The sequence below is a fragment of the Laceyella sacchari genome (assembly GCF_004343255.1).
Classification (GTDB): domain Bacteria; phylum Bacillota; class Bacilli; order Thermoactinomycetales; family Thermoactinomycetaceae; genus Laceyella; species Laceyella sacchari.
In genome coordinates this window covers 362,892-375,985 of the sequence record NZ_SMDD01000003.1, presented here as the reverse complement: position 1 = coordinate 375,985, position 13,094 = coordinate 362,892, and the positions used below count along the sequence as shown (strand labels likewise).

General features: G+C 51.2%; 16 protein-coding genes. 14 read left to right on the top strand and 2 right to left on the bottom strand.

Annotation, left to right across the window (positions count from 1 at the left end; translation table 11 throughout):
* Positions 1–3: 3 nt before the first annotated feature.
* The 8 genes from grpE to deoC all read left to right on the top strand — a co-directional run bounded on the left by grpE (position 4) and on the right by deoC (position 8,156).
* Positions 4–603: a nucleotide exchange factor GrpE gene (gene grpE / locus EDC32_RS12210; RefSeq protein ID WP_246026939.1), complete on the top strand. Its 600-nt coding sequence runs from the start codon at positions 4–6 to the stop codon at positions 601–603.
* Between the two features lie 43 nt (positions 604–646).
* The gene (gene dnaK / locus EDC32_RS12205) at positions 647–2,482 is read left to right on the top strand and encodes a molecular chaperone DnaK (protein ID WP_132222549.1); all 1,836 of its coding nucleotides are present in this window, start codon (positions 647–649) and stop codon (positions 2,480–2,482) included.
* 124 nt (positions 2,483–2,606) lie between these two features.
* Positions 2,607–3,737, top strand: a complete 1,131-nt coding sequence (gene dnaJ, locus EDC32_RS12200) for a molecular chaperone DnaJ (protein WP_022736664.1) — start codon at positions 2,607–2,609, stop codon at positions 3,735–3,737.
* Positions 3,738–3,791: 54 nt separating this feature from the next.
* Entirely contained in the window at positions 3,792–4,736 is a 945-nt protein-coding gene (gene prmA / locus EDC32_RS12195) for a 50S ribosomal protein L11 methyltransferase (protein WP_132222548.1), read from the top strand.
* A 17-nt stretch (positions 4,737–4,753) separates the two neighbouring features.
* Positions 4,754–5,491 carry a 16S rRNA (uracil(1498)-N(3))-methyltransferase gene (locus tag EDC32_RS12190; protein WP_132222546.1) on the top strand — a complete coding sequence of 246 codons (738 nt, stop codon included), beginning with the start codon at positions 4,754–4,756 and terminating at the stop codon, positions 5,489–5,491.
* Between the two features lies 1 nt (position 5,492).
* A complete protein-coding gene (mtaB, locus tag EDC32_RS12185) occupies positions 5,493–6,842 on the top strand; it encodes a tRNA (N(6)-L-threonylcarbamoyladenosine(37)-C(2))-methylthiotransferase MtaB (protein WP_132222544.1) in 1,350 nt (449 codons plus the stop codon).
* A 202-nt stretch (positions 6,843–7,044) separates the two neighbouring features.
* Positions 7,045–7,488 carry an NUDIX hydrolase gene (locus EDC32_RS12180; RefSeq protein ID WP_132222542.1) on the top strand — a complete coding sequence of 148 codons (444 nt, stop codon included), beginning with the start codon at positions 7,045–7,047 and terminating at the stop codon, positions 7,486–7,488.
* On the top strand, positions 7,485–8,156 hold the full coding sequence (gene deoC / locus EDC32_RS12175; RefSeq protein WP_132222540.1) for a deoxyribose-phosphate aldolase: 672 nt from the start codon (positions 7,485–7,487) through the stop codon (positions 8,154–8,156). The genes EDC32_RS12180 and deoC overlap by 4 nt, the downstream gene beginning before the upstream one ends.
* On the opposite strand, the gene EDC32_RS12170 is transcribed toward deoC, so the two are convergent.
* Both EDC32_RS12170 and EDC32_RS12165 read right to left on the bottom strand, forming a co-directional pair.
* Positions 8,150–9,130, bottom strand: coding sequence for a Na/Pi cotransporter family protein (locus EDC32_RS12170; protein WP_132222538.1), 981 nt, complete (start codon positions 9,128–9,130; stop codon positions 8,150–8,152). The genes deoC and EDC32_RS12170 overlap by 7 nt on opposite strands.
* 334 nt (positions 9,131–9,464) lie before the next feature.
* Entirely contained in the window at positions 9,465–9,809 is a 345-nt protein-coding gene (locus EDC32_RS12165; protein WP_132222536.1) for a hypothetical protein, read from the bottom strand.
* A gap of 96 nt (positions 9,810–9,905) precedes the next feature.
* On the opposite strand from EDC32_RS12165, the gene EDC32_RS12160 reads away from it, so the two are divergent.
* The 6 genes from EDC32_RS12160 to EDC32_RS12135 all read left to right on the top strand — a co-directional run bounded on the left by EDC32_RS12160 (position 9,906) and on the right by EDC32_RS12135 (position 13,051).
* A complete protein-coding gene (locus EDC32_RS12160) occupies positions 9,906–10,250 on the top strand; it encodes a histidine triad nucleotide-binding protein (protein WP_132222534.1) in 345 nt (114 codons plus the stop codon).
* A 240-nt stretch (positions 10,251–10,490) separates the two neighbouring features.
* Complete coding sequence (gene rpsU / locus EDC32_RS12155; protein ID WP_022736655.1) at positions 10,491–10,673, top strand: 30S ribosomal protein S21; 183 nt, start codon at positions 10,491–10,493, stop codon at positions 10,671–10,673.
* A gap of 14 nt (positions 10,674–10,687) precedes the next feature.
* Positions 10,688–11,134 carry a GatB/YqeY domain-containing protein gene (locus EDC32_RS12150; protein ID WP_022736654.1) on the top strand — a complete coding sequence of 149 codons (447 nt, stop codon included), beginning with the start codon at positions 10,688–10,690 and terminating at the stop codon, positions 11,132–11,134.
* Positions 11,135–11,190: 56 nt separating this feature from the next.
* A complete protein-coding gene (locus EDC32_RS12145) occupies positions 11,191–11,832 on the top strand; it encodes an NfeD family protein (protein WP_132222532.1) in 642 nt (213 codons plus the stop codon).
* 59 nt (positions 11,833–11,891) lie between these two features.
* Positions 11,892–12,875, top strand: a complete 984-nt coding sequence (floA, locus tag EDC32_RS12140; protein WP_132222530.1) for a flotillin-like protein FloA — start codon at positions 11,892–11,894, stop codon at positions 12,873–12,875.
* Positions 12,872–13,051 (top strand): hypothetical protein, encoded by a 180-nt coding sequence (locus EDC32_RS12135; RefSeq protein ID WP_132222528.1) that lies wholly within the window; start codon positions 12,872–12,874, stop codon positions 13,049–13,051. The genes floA and EDC32_RS12135 overlap by 4 nt, the downstream gene beginning before the upstream one ends.
* The last annotated feature ends 43 nt before the right edge of the window (positions 13,052–13,094 follow it).

Here is a 13,094-nt window from a genome sequence, read left to right as displayed (position 1 = left end):
TCAATGATGAAGCATGAAAATGAAGAGCTTCAGCATCCAACTGGAAGCCAGGAACCCTCGAATGAAGGTCCATTCGAGGAGCAGGAAAGTATACATACCGGCGCCGAGGCATCCTCGCCCGAAAAATCCCTTGAGCAAGAGCTGGAAGAGGCCAAGTTGCTGGCGGAGAAATGGAAAAGCCAAGCGGAACAACACCGTGAGCTTTATCTGCGCGCTCTCGCCGACTTGGAGAATTTCCGCCGCCGCGCCCGCAAGGATAAGGAAGATGCCGTGAAATACGCGGTGGTTCCTTTCTTGGAAAGTATCTTGCCTGTACTTGACAACTTTGAACGCGCCTTGGATGCGGCCGATCAAAGTAAAGACGCGAAAATGTTGCAAGAAGGAATTGAGATGGTATATCGTCAATTCTTAAATGTTCTGTCCGAAGCCGGTTTGACGATGATCGAAACTGAAGGAAAGCCATTCAACCCGCATGAACATAACGCGGTCATGCAAGTCGAGGCGGAGCATTTGGCGCCGGGTATGATTGTAGAGGAGCTGCAAGCGGGTTACCGTTATAAAGACCGTGTGATCCGCCCGTCAATGGTTAAAGTGAGCCAATAAAAATACTACTTACGCAAAGGTTGAAGTAGGAGGTTAACAGTCAATGGGTAAAGTGATTGGAATTGACTTAGGGACAACCAACTCATGTGTAGCATTTATGGACGGCAATGAAGCTGTCGTCATCCCAAACGCAGAAGGCGGACGAACCACCCCTTCAGTGGTTGGGTTTTCCAAAACGGGTGAACGGTTGGTAGGGGAAGCCGCCAAGCGCCAAGCTATTACCAATCCAGAGAAAACCATCATTTCTATCAAACGCTATATCGGTACGAACCACAAAGTGGACATTGATGATAAATCATACAGCCCACAAGAGATTTCCGCAATGATTTTGCAAAAGCTGAAAGCTGATGCGGAAGCTTACCTGGGCGAACCGGTGACGCAAGCGGTCATTACCGTTCCAGCTTACTTCAACGACAGCCAGCGTCAGGCGACCAAAGATGCAGGTCGGATCGCTGGTTTGGAAGTACTGCGTATCATCAACGAGCCGACAGCAGCGGCGTTGGCATACGGTATGGAAAAGACGGAAGACCAAAAAATTCTTGTCTTCGACTTGGGTGGCGGTACCTTCGACGTATCGATTCTGGAACTGGGCGATGGCGTGTTTGAAGTGTTGTCGACCAGCGGGGACAACCAATTGGGTGGTGACGATTTTGACCAAGTCATCATCGATTACCTCGTACAAGAGTTCAAAAAGGAAAACGGCATTGACATCAGCCATGACAAAATGGCAATGCAACGCCTGAAAGACGCAGCGGAAAAAGCGAAAAAAGACTTGTCCGGTGTGTTGACCACAACCATCTCCCTGCCGTTTTTGACCGCTGACGCGACCGGTCCGAAACACTTGGAAGTTTCATTGACTCGCGCTAAATTTGAAGAATTGAGCGCTGATCTGATTGAACGTACCATGGTTCCAACCCGTCAAGCATTGAGCGATGCCGGACTCACACCAAACGACATTGACAGAGTGATTCTGGTTGGTGGATCGACTCGGATTCCTGCCGTGCAAGAAGCGATCAAACGCCTGATCGGTAAAGAGCCGAGCAAAGGGGTAAACCCGGATGAGGTCGTAGCGATGGGTGCAGCGATCCAAGGTGGTGTCTTGTCCGGTGACGTGAAAGACATCGTTCTGTTGGACGTAACTCCGCTGTCACTCGGGATCGAAACCTTGGGCGGCGTATTCACCAAATTGATCGAGCGTAACACGACGATCCCGACCGAGAAATCGCAAATTTTCTCCACCGCGGCTGATAACCAAACTTCCGTGGACATTCACGTTCTGCAAGGTGAACGTCCAATGGCAGCTGACAACAAGCCGCTCGGCCGGTTCCAGCTGACTGACATTCCGCCGGCACCACGCGGTGTTCCGCAAATCGAAGTGACCTTCAAAATCGACGCCAACGGGATTGTGCACGTTTCGGCAAAAGACAAAGCAACAGGTAAAAGCCAAGCGATCACGATCCAATCTTCGGGCGGTTTGAGCGATGAAGAGATCGAACGCATGGTGAAAGAAGCGGAATTGCACGCTGAAGAAGACAAAAAGCGCCAAGAGGCAGTCGAGCTTCGCAACAAAGCGGATCAACTGATCTTCACCACTGAGAAAACGATCAAAGATCTCGGCGACAAAGTGGGAGCAGCTGAACTGGAGCAAGCAAACAAAGCGAAAGATGACCTGAAAAAAGCTCTTGAAGACAATAATCAAGAAGAAATCAAAAAAGGTATTGAAGTCTTGGAGCAAGCTGTGCAACAATTATCTGTAAAACTGTATGAAAAAATGCAACAAGAAGCAAACCAAGGCACAGGAGCACAAGCTTCTGCAAGCAAAAAAGACGACAATGTCGTCGACGCCGAGTACGAAGAAGTGAAAGACGAAGAGAAATAAAGAGGAGAAGGGAAGAGTTCTCCTCGACTGGAAAGTCAATGTCGAGGCTCTGCCTTGGCTTGGCTTTCCATTTTTTGTGGATATCGTAGTTTAGATGGGTTGAGGTAGAAGAGGAGGTGACCCGGTGAGCAAACGTGACTTTTATGAAGTTCTGGGTGTTAGCCGCAATGCTTCTGATGATGAGATTCGCAAGGCCTACCGAAAATTGGCACGCAAGTATCACCCAGACGTGAACAAAGATACGGATGCAGAACAAAAGTTTAAAGAAGTGAAAGAAGCATATGAAGTATTGAGCGATCCGCAGAAAAAAGCAAATTACGATCGCTACGGTCATGCTGATCCCACCGGTGGTTTCGGCGGCGGTGGCGGTGCGGGTGCCGGATTTGACGCTGACTTTGGGTTTGGGGACATTTTTGATATGTTTTTTGGTGGAGGAAGACGCAATAATCCCAATGCCCCACGTCAAGGCGCTGATCTGGAATACCGCCTGCAGATCGAATTCAAAGATGCCGTTTACGGTAAAACAGTGGATGTCGTCATTCCGCGTACCGAAACATGCGATCAGTGCCACGGTTCGGGAGCCAAGCCGGGAACCAAGCCGGAAACCTGTTCCGTCTGTCAAGGAAGCGGACAAACCGAAGTGGTGCAAAACACACCATTCGGCCGCGTAGTCAATCGCCGAATCTGCCACGCTTGTAATGGGACGGGCCAATTGATCCGGGAGAAGTGCACCAATTGTTCCGGCCAAGGGCAAGTGAAGAAGAAGAAAAAGATCAACGTCAAAATTCCGGCTGGTATCCATGAAGGGGCGCAATTGCGGGTAAGCGGTGAAGGCGAACCGGGAGTGAACGGTGGACCGCCGGGGGACCTCTACATCACGATTTATGTCAAACCGCATGAGTTTTTCAAGCGGGATGGCGATGATCTGACATGCGAACTGCCAATCACCTTCGGCCAAGCTGCTTTGGGCGATGAGGTGATCGTGCCGACCTTGAACGGGCGTGCACGCTTGAAGGTTCCGGCGGGTACGCAGACCGGTACGGAGTTCCGCCTGCAAGGAAAAGGGGTACCGCGTTTACGCGGATATGGCGAAGGCGATCTGCGCGTCAAAGTGCGCGTAGTCACACCAACCAAGCTGACCGAAGAGCAGAAAGAAGCCCTGCGCAAGTTCAGCCGGCTTTGCGGTGAATACATCAACCAAGAGCAGTCCAACAACTTCTTCGATAAGATGAAACAAGCGTTTCGCGGCGAATAATGAAGGTAAACGGGCATCTTTGCCCGTTTTTCTTTATCATGTGGAGGGATTGAGTTGAATTGGATCGAGATATGTGTCCATACCAGCCAAGAGGCGACGGAGGCGGTTAGCTATATTTTGCAAGACCTCGGCGGCGATGGGGTTTCCATCGAAGACCCTGAAGTGCTTCACCGCGAGTGGGACAACTGGTATGGGGAGATCATTGAATTGTCTCCAGACGATTATCCGCAAGAGGGTGTGCGCGTGAAAGCCTATCTATCATCGTTGGTTTGCCCGGATGCGGACGCATTTGTCGCGCAGGTGAAACAACGGTTAGAGGATTTACGCTCTGCTGGATTCGATGTGGGACCAGCCGCTGTCACGACACAAGAAGTGAATGAATCCGCGTGGGCGGATGAATGGAAAAAATATTACAAGCCAATCCGGGTGACCGACCGCATTGTTATCAAACCCCATTGGGAAACCCATGAACCGACATCCGCGGATGAGCATGTCATCGAGCTTGATCCTGGTATGGCATTCGGCACCGGTACCCACCCGACTACTGTTCTGTCCATCTGTTTGCTGGAGAAATACCTTCAGCCGCAACAGCGAGTTATTGACGTGGGATGCGGAAGTGGGGTGTTGAGCATTGTTGCGGGTAAACTGGGAGCCGGACCGGTTATGGCCTTGGATTTGGATCCGGTGGCGGTGGAAAAAGCGCAGGAGAACATCGCCATCAACGGATTGTCGGCACAAGTGACCGCTAAAGAGGGGGATTTGCTCAAGGGCGTGGCCGATACGGCTGAAGTAGTAGTAGCCAACATCCTGGCGGAAATCATATTGAAGTTTGTTCATGATTTACCGCGTGTTTTGGTTCCTGGCGGAGTGTTTATCGCTTCCGGTATTATTGAGGAGAAACGGGAACTCGTGGAAGAAGCGCTCACCATGATGGGACTTGAAGTAATGGAAACCATTCACCAAGATGGCTGGGTAGCCATTGCGGCAAAAAAATGGTAGACTGGTAGGAGTGTCAAATGCAAAGATATTTCATTGCTCAAGAACAAATCGTGGAGACATCCATTCGACTGGTCGGAGATGATGTCCATCACATAAAAAACGTGATGCGCAACAAACCGGGTGACCGAATCATCTGTTGCGCTGGACAGGGCTTAGACTATCTGGCGGAGATTGAATCCATCGATGGTGACCAGATCATAGCCCGTATCGTTGAGCGGACGCCTTCGCGGGGAGAGCCCCGGACGAAAGTCCTGATTGCACAATCCTTGCCCAAAGGGGACAAGTTGGAGTGGATTTTGCAAAAAGGAACGGAGTTGGGTGCTTCCGCCTTTTTGCCGTTTTCGTCGGAGCGGAGTATTGTGAAAATCGACGCTCGCAAAATCGGCAAGAAACGGGAACGGTGGGAGCGGATCGTGAAAGAGGCAGCTGAACAAGCCCATCGGGGCAAGCTGCCGACAGTGGCCACCCCAATGTCCTGGAAAGCGCTCTTGCAAGAAATCGGGAATCGGGAATGCGCATGGATTGCGTATGAAAAAGGAGGTCTCCCCTTGGCCGAAGCGATGGCCTCAGCCAAGGATGAGATCTTGTTGATCGTGGGCCCGGAAGGTGGGTTTACGGAGTCGGAGATCGAGGAAGCGAAGGAGGCCGGCGCAGTGCCGATCTCGCTTGGTTCACGTATATTGCGAACAGAGACGGCGCCGCTGATGGCGCTATCGTGCATCTTGTTCGCAAGGCAAGATTTAGGGGGTGAATAACATGAGAACAGTTGCGTTTCACACGTTGGGATGCAAAGTGAACGCATATGAGACAGAAGCGATCTGGCAACTGTTTATGAAAGCGGGTTATACCCGGGTGGATTTTGAAGACAAGGCAGATGTGTATCTCATCAACACATGCACGGTGACCAACACAGGCGACAAAAAGAGCCGGCAAGTGATTCGCCGTGCGATTCGACGTAACCCGGACGCCGTGATCGCTGTGACCGGTTGTTACGCGCAAACGTCGCCTGCGGAAGTGGCGGCGATCCCAGGGGTGGACATCGTGGTTGGCACCCAGGGGCGCGACAAGCTGACAGAGTATGTAGAGCAGTATTTGGCTCAGCGCCAGCCGATCAATGCGGTTGGCAATATCATGAAACAGCGCGAGTATGAAGAGCTGGATGTGCCCGACTTTGCTGATCGGACCCGCGCATCGCTGAAAATCCAAGAAGGGTGCAACAACTTCTGCACATTCTGCATCATCCCGTGGGCGAAAGGTCTTTCCCGTAGCCGCAAACCGGAAAACGTCTTGAACCAAGCCCGCCAGCTTGTGGCTGCCGGTTATAAGGAAATTGTTTTGACCGGGATTCACACGGGCGGATATGGCGAGGACTTTGAAAACTACAAGTTGGCCGACCTGCTCTGGGATTTGGACAAAATCGAGGGGCTTAATCGGGTGCGGATCAGTTCGATTGAAGCGAGCCAGATCGATGAGCGCGTGATCGAAGTGTTGAATGCGTCTGAAAAAATGTGCCGCCACTTGCACATTCCTCTCCAAGCTGGGGATGACGAAGTGTTGAAGCGGATGAGACGCAAATACACGACAGCGGAATTCAAAGAGAAGATCATGCAATTGCATGAGGCGATGCCCAATTTGGCCATCACCACTGACATGATTGTAGGTTTCCCAGGCGAGACCGAAGAGCAGTTTAATAATGGCTATCGTTTCGTCGAAGAGCTGAAACTGTATCAAATGCACGTCTTCCCTTACTCCAAACGGACAGGGACGCCTGCTGCGCGCATGCCGGATCAAGTGCCGGAAGAAGTAAAACATGAGCGCGTTCGCAAATTGATCGAGCTTTCGGAACGCTTGACGGTGACATACGCGCAAAAATTTGTCGGCGATGTGCTGGAAGTGATTCCGGAGCGTCCATACAAAGAAGACCCGACGAGTGGGTTGTATATGGGGTATTCCGATAATTATCTGCAAGTGGCGTTCCCGGCGACGGAAGAGATGGTGGGGAAAGTATGCCGCGTGCGGATCGATAAGGTTGCATCGCCTGAATATTGCCTGGGCACATTTGTCCGCGTAGTTGATGATGTGCCACGGCCAGCGCGTGTCGGTTAATGCCAGTCAAGAGGAACAGCCGTGAAGCTCCCAAGTTTGGGAGTCCGGCTGTTTTTTTGCATCGGCAAGTCGGCATACCCAAAGACAACACCGCGAGGCGCTGAATCTTGTGCCGGTTCCTTGACTGTGCTATGATCGCTGATGCATGGTGGCGGCAACATTGAGTGACACGCCTTCAACCAGAAGGAAAGGGAGGACGCAAATGAAAGAGATTTCGGCAGGTGGCGTGGTCTATCGCGAACGGCCCCACGGGTTGGAAGTCCTGATGATTGAAGACCGGTTTGGCCGTTGGACCCTGCCCAAAGGCAAAAAAGAAGCCGGAGAGACGGATGAAGAGACTGCTTTGCGGGAAATTCTTGAAGAGACGGGTATCGAAGGGAAGATTGTTTCTTTCTTGCAAACGATTACATATGCTTACACGCATGAAGAGCATGGCACCGTGGAAAAAACGGTTCATTACTATCTCGTTCGAGCCATTTCGGGCGAAGAAACCCCACAATTGGCGGAAATTAACGGCGTTGTTTGGTGCTCGCTCGCGGAGGCATGGGAGAAACAAACGACAATGGGTTACGATAACAATGATGAAGTACTCAAATTGGCTCTGGACAAACTGGAATCAATGAGAAAGGATGGAGAGCAAGGATGAACGCTAAAGAGTTGGCAGCGATGATTGACCATACGTTGCTGAAGGCAGATGCGACCAAAGAGCAAGTGACCCGGTTGTGCCAAGAGGCAAAAGAGCACGGTTTCGCTTCGGTATGTGTCAATCCATATTGGGTCAAAGAAGCGGCGTCCCGCTTGGCAGGCAGTGATGTGGCTGTTTGCACGGTGGTAGGTTTTCCACTGGGGGCGACGACGCCTGAAACCAAAGCGTTTGAAACCAAAAACGCCGTGCAAAATGGGGCGAGCGAAATTGATATGGTCATCAATGTAGGCGCACTCAAATCGGGCGATGTGAAAGCAGTAAAGGAAGATATCCGTGCCGTGGTTGAGGCGGCCGATGGTGCGTTGGTTAAAGTGATTCTGGAAACAGGGCTTTTGACAGAGGAAGAGATTGTGGCTGCGTGTGAGCAAGCCAAAGCGGCGGGGGCCCACTTTGTGAAAACTTCCACCGGTTTTGGCAAAGGAGGCGCCACCGTTGAAGCTGTTCGCCTGATGCGGCAAACGGTGGGTTCGGATTTGGGAGTGAAAGCTTCCGGAGGCGTGCGTGATAAAGAGACAGCGTGGCAAATGATTCAGGCCGGCGCCAACCGCATCGGCGCCAGCGCCAGTGTCGCTATTGTCAGTGGCGGTAAAGGCACGAATGCTTATTGACGCCGTGTAGCGGGGACAGCAGTTGCTTTTTTCCACGCCGTCGATTCATCGGGTACCAAGCGGGAAATGAATGACGCGAATTCATGGCAAAACGGCATCACGGCAATGGAGCAAATGATGTTGAACAGGGTTTGAATGTGTGCCACTTGTGTTGCCGGATCTGAGGACAGATAGGGACTGATTTCGCTGATGAACGGAATCAGAGGGGTGAAAATGGCTGTTCCGGCTACATTGAGCAATAAATGGGCGAGCGCGACTTGCTTGGATGCGATATTTGCTCCCACCGATGCGATCATCGCCGTGACGCAAGTCCCGACATTGCTGCCGAACACCACTGCGATTGCAAAGGGAAGGGTGATAACCCCCGTGGCGTAAAATCCCATTGCGATCGCGATGCATGCGCTACTGCTATGGATCAGCGCGGTCAAGAGCATTCCGACAAGCAATCCGCTGACGATGGGATTGCCGCTGTGTTGGATGAACCACTCCACCCAGCCCATTTCTCTCAAAGGATCGTTAATCGTTTGCATTAAGTGGATGCCCCAGAAGATCGCCCCAAAACCGATCAGGACTTTTCCTATGAGACGCAAGGTGTCATGCTGAAACACGCGCAGGATGAGGCCGATGATCATAAGCGGAACCGCGAAATCCTCAATTTTTAGTGTCAACAGCTGTGTGGTAACGGTCGTGCCGATATTGCTGCCCAGAATGATGCCGATGGAGTGGGCAAAAGATAGAATGCCTGCATTAACAAACCCGATCGTAAGCACAGTGACTGCGGTGCTGCTTTGCAGGCAGGCGGTGGTGGCGATCCCGGTGGCAAATCCGCGGATCGGGGTGCGGGTGAAACGGAGCAAGATGTGGTGCAATCTTTCGCGGGCGAGAGCTTCCAACCCCGTCCGCATCCACCCCAAACCATATAGAAAAATGGTTAAGCCGATAAAAAACGGCAGGATAATCGCAGTCCAAACCATGGCGCACCTCCTTGTCCTTTTCACATGTATATGGTGGACAGGGAGGGGGAATGACCAGTAAAATGAAAATAAGCCCTTAGACAAGGGCAACCAAGCTGTGGACAATTCCCGATGAGCGAGATTTTTGAAAACTTCAGTGACTGGAAGGATTCGATCAAGTTGTCGCCGTAGAGCTGTCATTCTGGTGATGGCAAGGACTTGCCCGTTGCCGGCGTTCGGCGGAGTCACTGACTGTGTGATTAGACTCAAAAATCGGCTCCGGGCCATGTTGTCTGCCAGCTTCAAACCCTTGAACCGGATCATCATCCCATGCAACGTGTGCAGGAAGGGAGATTCACCGCTTGGTGTGCTTCGGGAATTTTGGGAGATAGGGTGGGCTTTCAAGCTCACTGAAATCAGGATGGTACAACTCTGGAAATCCGGGCAGGGCGCGAGCTTGTTCAGGACGATTAGAGGAGCGGGGCTCTGTCGCGCCGAAAATGTGCCAAGTTCCAGTGTCCAAATCTTCTGCCAACCGTGGCGCGGTGAATTGGGTGAATAAATCGTCAGCTTCGTGCTCGGCCTCTAGATTACTGAGCGGGTTTTCTTTTTTTTTGTATATGGAGGCGAGTTCTTCTTTGACGATTTTGCGAATCATTCGCGTCAGGTGTGATGCGCGAGTGGAAGATGGTTGTGACATGGCCTGCGTCTCCTTCCTGTGCAAGAGTGTTATATCATATGTTCTTGGGAAAAATGGGTGAATGATCAGGTGTGTTTTTCCAGTGGAGGTTAACAGATGGAACAGTGCATTTTTTGTCAAATCGTCGAAGGGAAAATCCCATCCAAAAAAGTGTATGAGGATGAGCATGTGCTGGCGTTTCACGATATTTCGCCAGTTGCGCCAACGCATGTGCTAGTTATTCCTAAGCGCCACATCGCCTCGCTGATGGAAATTGCGCCGGAGGACCATGTCCTGCTGGGGAAAATTTTCTCAGCTGTTCAGACGGTTTCCCGTGAATTGGGGCTTGCTGAGAAGGGCTTCCGTGTAGTAAATAATATAGGGGAAGATGGTGGACAAACCGTCCATCACATTCATTTTCATGTGATTGGTGGCAGAACTTTGACTTGGCCGCCAGGCTGATTTTGACAGAAGCCGGCATGCTAAGTTATAATAAAAGTTGACTGCTTACATTCCAACGGTTTTGTCAGGGTTTCTGCTCTGAAGTTGGGCATCGTTGGCAATTTCACATTTGCAGGTGTTGTTGGTGCTGATCCTCCTGAGGGGATGAGGCCGCTAACTGCGTGGAAATGTGTGGGTCTTTTCCTTGAGTTAGGTTGCCCGCCCAAGCGGCCTAACGGACCCGTGGAGGGAGGGAATAGCATGGTTGAAACCCGAGTGCGTAAAAATGAATCGCTGGATGCCGCTTTGCGTCGTTTTAAGCGTGATGTCGCAAGAGCAGGCGTTTTAAGAGATGTGAGAGATCGCGAACGCTATGAAAAGCCCAGCGTGCGCCGTAAGAAAAAAGCGGAAGCCAACGCTCGCAAAAGAAAGCGTAGCAGGTAGTGAGGTGTCAACAGTTGAGTCTTTCAACCCAATTGGATCAAGATATGAAGTTGGCTCTCAAAAATAAAGACAAAGGCAAGCTCTCCACCATCCGCATGCTCAAAGCGGCGTTGAAAAAAGTGGAGATCGACAAACGCCGTCCGCTCACCGATGACGAAATCCTTGACGTCATCACGAAACAAGTGAAACAACGGCGGGATTCCATCGCAGAATATGAAAAAGCCGGGCGTGACGAGTTAGCCGCAAAAGAAAAAGAAGAGATGGTTATCCTGGAATCATACTTACCTGAACAATTGAGTGAAGAGGAAGTTCGCGCAATTGTGGCTGAGGCCGTGAAGCAAGTCGGCGCTTCATCCAAAGCGGATATGGGTAAAGTGATGGGTGCCATCATGCCTAAAGTGAAAGGACGCGCGGATGGCCGTTTGGTCAACCGTTTGGTGTCGGAGGCTTTGGGTTCGTAACAGCGTGTCCATGACACGCTGTTTTTTTATAACAAGCGAAGGGAGTAAGAACACAGATGGCAGAATTCGCTCAGTTGTTGACTCATCCCGTCGTCATGACGTTGCTCTTATCGGTTGGTTTGATTGGCTTGACCGTCGAATTGCTGTCCCCCGGCTTGATTTTCCCCGGACTTGTTGGTGGCTTAATGTTCTTTGCCTATTTTTGGGCTGTCTGGATGGCGGAGCCCATGGGCTGGCAGCCACCAAGCCTATTCGTGCTCGGGATCGTGCTGTTGATTCTGGAGATGCTGTTGCCCACGCTCGGGATTATGGGGGCTTTGGGGAGCATTGCTCTCATCGCCTCCTTGGTGATGACTGCCTCCAGCTTGTGGGTGGTGGGATGTGGCTTTTTGTTGGCTTTGGTTGTGATTTGGATCCTGTTTAAATTCTTTGGTCTGAAGATCGGTTGGAATAAGTTAGTGCTGCGAGACGAACAAACTAATGAGGCGGGCTATGTGTCCGCGGAAGACCGAAAGTGGCTCTTGGGGAAGGAGGGAATTGCTATCACCCCGCTTCGTCCGTCCGGATACGCCCAGTTTGGCGAACGCAAAGAAGATGTTGTGAGTGAAGGCGATATCATTCCCAAGGGAGCCAAAGTGAAAGTGATTGCGGTCGATGGCATGCGAGTAGTCGTCCGAAAATATGTTGCAGATGAATAAAAATCGGGTATGTATAAAGTGTTGCATCTCCGTGTTTGAAAGCTAAAAGGAGTGATTATATGGAAACAAGCATCATTGGATTTGGATTTATTGTCATCCTCGTGATTATTGGATTGTCTATCCTCTTTTCTTTTGTGCCGGTCATGTTGTGGATCAGCGCAATGGCTTCCGGCGTATATGTGGGGCTTACCACATTGATCGCGATGCGGTTACGCCGTATTGTCCCTGCCCGCATTGTTAATCCGCTCATTAAAGCGCGCAAGGCGGGGTTGACCGTTGATTTGTCACAGTTGGAAACACACTATCTGGCAGGAGGGAATGTGGACCGCGTGGTGGATGCCCTGATTGCGGCGCAGCGGGCCAACATTGACCTCGTGTTCGAACGGGCTGCGGCAATTGACCTTGCCGGACGGGATGTGTTGGAAGCAGTACAAATGAGCGTTAATCCCAAGGTGATTGAAACCCCGGTTGTTTCGGCGGTGTGTAAAGACGGGATCGAGGTAAAAGTGATTGCACGGGTTACAGTTCGCGCCAATATCGATCGCCTGGTCGGGGGAGCGGGGGAAGAAACCATTATCGCGCGCGTCGGCGAAGGGATCGTTACCACCAACGGTTCGGCAGACAGTCACAAAGAAGTGCTTGAAAATCCTGACATGATTTCCAACATGGTTTTGTCCAAAGGGTTAGATGCAGGCACTGCTTTTGAAATTTTGTCCATTGATATCGCCGATGTCGATATCGGGGAAAATATCGGGGCGAAGTTGCAGATCGACCAAGCGGAAGCCGATAAGAAGATTGCGCAGGCCAAAGCCGAGGAGCGCCGTGCCATGGCCGTTGCACTTGAACAAGAGATGAAAGCCAAGGTGCAAGAGATGCAAGCTAAAGTGATCGAGGCGGAAGCGCAAGTGCCACTGGCGCTGTCAGAGTCGCTCCGGTCGGGCAAAATGGGTTTCATGGATTATTATGCGTTGCAAAACATTGAAGCCGACACCAAAATGCGCCGTTCCATCAGTCAAGATCAAGCACAGGATGGCGAATCATGAGGAACAAGGAACGGAACGGGTTGAAAGTGGATGAAGCGCGGCAAGAGGTAACAACCCCGCCGAAGAAGCTTCCTTTATTGGGAGCCCACTCGTTAAAACAGGCGTTTGTCATCAAAGAAATCCTCGATCGGCCGCGTGCTCTGCGTCCATATCGGCGATTTGGGTTGTTTCGGTAAGCTTGGAAACAATTATCCCTGTTAGTCCCATCTTCTTCTTTTC

What these genes read in the sequence shown, in the direction of transcription:
- EDC32_RS12170 (WP_132222538.1), bottom strand. Translation starts at nt 9,130, where the DNA reads ATGGTTTGGACTGCGATTATCCTGCCGTTTTTTATCGGCTTAACCATT.
- dnaK (WP_132222549.1), top strand. Translation starts at nt 647, where the DNA reads ATGGGTAAAGTGATTGGAATTGACTTAGGGACAACCAACTCATGTGTA.
- EDC32_RS12145 (WP_132222532.1), top strand. Translation starts at nt 11,191, where the DNA reads ATGGCAGAATTCGCTCAGTTGTTGACTCATCCCGTCGTCATGACGTTG.
- mtaB (WP_132222544.1), top strand. Translation starts at nt 5,493, where the DNA reads ATGAGAACAGTTGCGTTTCACACGTTGGGATGCAAAGTGAACGCATAT.
- rpsU (WP_022736655.1), top strand. Translation starts at nt 10,491, where the DNA reads ATGGTTGAAACCCGAGTGCGTAAAAATGAATCGCTGGATGCCGCTTTG.
- EDC32_RS12165 (WP_132222536.1), bottom strand. Translation starts at nt 9,809, where the DNA reads ATGTCACAACCATCTTCCACTCGCGCATCACACCTGACGCGAATGATT.
- EDC32_RS12135 (WP_132222528.1), top strand. Translation starts at nt 12,872, where the DNA reads ATGAGGAACAAGGAACGGAACGGGTTGAAAGTGGATGAAGCGCGGCAA.
- EDC32_RS12160 (WP_132222534.1), top strand. Translation starts at nt 9,906, where the DNA reads ATGGAACAGTGCATTTTTTGTCAAATCGTCGAAGGGAAAATCCCATCC.
- deoC (WP_132222540.1), top strand. Translation starts at nt 7,485, where the DNA reads ATGAACGCTAAAGAGTTGGCAGCGATGATTGACCATACGTTGCTGAAG.
- EDC32_RS12190 (WP_132222546.1), top strand. Translation starts at nt 4,754, where the DNA reads ATGCAAAGATATTTCATTGCTCAAGAACAAATCGTGGAGACATCCATT.
- floA (WP_132222530.1), top strand. Translation starts at nt 11,892, where the DNA reads ATGGAAACAAGCATCATTGGATTTGGATTTATTGTCATCCTCGTGATT.
- EDC32_RS12180 (WP_132222542.1), top strand. Translation starts at nt 7,045, where the DNA reads ATGAAAGAGATTTCGGCAGGTGGCGTGGTCTATCGCGAACGGCCCCAC.
- grpE (WP_246026939.1), top strand. Translation starts at nt 4, where the DNA reads ATGATGAAGCATGAAAATGAAGAGCTTCAGCATCCAACTGGAAGCCAG.